Genomic DNA, 1318 nt, shown 5'->3' on the forward strand with positions numbered 1-1318 from the left:
TATTTATTTTCAGATGCCTTAGCGAATACTAATAATATTATTACTAGTTAACATAGACGCAGATAGTAAATTAGCATATAGATAAAAATTAATAAAGGATGGTATGAGATGGAGCGTTTAGATAAAGTATTAGGTAACTTGGGATATGGAAGCCGTAAGGAGATTAAAGCTAGCTGTAAAAATGGAGAGGTTGTAGTTGATGGAGAGATTATAAAGGACAGTGCAACTAAGATAGACCCAGAGGCAGCGGTTATTGAAGTAAATGGAGAAAGGGTAATGTATAGAAAATACGTTTACCTGCTTTTAAATAAGCCAGCAGGAGTAGTGAGTGCAACCTTTGATAATTATGATGAAACTGTTATAGATTTATTAGATCCAGAATATCAAGTATTTGAGCCATTTCCAGTAGGTAGATTAGATAAGGATACAGTAGGGTTCTTATTACTTACTAATGATGGAGCTTTAAATCATAAATTAATTTCTCCTAAAAATCATGTAGATAAGGTTTATTATGCAGAGATAGATAAACCTGTAGATGAAAAGGATATAGCAAGCTTTAGAAAAGGCATTGTCATAGATGATGGTTATAAGTGCATGCCAGGAAATTTAGAGATAATTTCTTCTACAGAGGATGGTTCTGAAGTTTTAGTTACAATACAAGAAGGAAAGTTCCATCAAGTAAAAAGAATGTTTGAGGCCCTAGACAAGTCTGTTGTGTATCTAAAAAGGGTTAAGTTTGGACCAATGGAACTAGATGAAACCTTAGAAGAGGGAGAATATAGAGAGTTAACTCAAGAAGAAATAGATATATTAAATAATTTATAAAATTTAACTTAATTTACAAAGTGTAGATATAAGAAGATTATAAAATTATAGCAATTAAATTCATTTAAATACATCAACTTGTATATTAATGCACTTTGAGGTAATATGTAGAAAATATAAAAATTAACAATAAATTTATATTATTTATTATAAATTTACTTGAAAATATAAGAAATAATATATATAATAAAAATATAAATAGAATAAATAACCCCTTTTTATTTATTTGTATAGCCTAACCCCAAGGGTTATACGGTTATTTTATGTCGAATTTAATTGTATATTATTGCAAGGAAAAAATCCATTGGTTACCCCCGATGGATTTTTTCTTGTATAAATAAATTCCAATAAATAAATAAAATTAATTAAAAATACATAAAAGTAAAAGTAAGTATATGATAATCATATCTGTTATAAGATAAATATAGAAATTTTTTGTTATCTATTGTAAACTAGGTGTACTGTGTAAAATATATATAAGGCATCTTCAAAA

Annotated in this window: 1 protein-coding gene; it reads left to right on the forward strand. The window is 27.4% G+C overall.

Annotated elements, in window-relative coordinates:
• The first annotated feature begins 108 nt into the window (after positions 1 to 108).
• A complete protein-coding gene (locus B3W71_RS13090) occupies positions 109 to 825 on the forward strand; it encodes a pseudouridine synthase (RefSeq protein ID WP_346889377.1) in 717 nt (238 codons plus the stop codon).
• Positions 826 to 1318 lie beyond the last annotated feature (493 nt).

It is taken from the genome of Clostridium sp. UBA1056 (genome assembly GCA_002316385.1).
In the GTDB taxonomy this organism is placed as follows: domain Bacteria; phylum Bacillota; class Clostridia; order Clostridiales; family Clostridiaceae; genus Clostridium_J.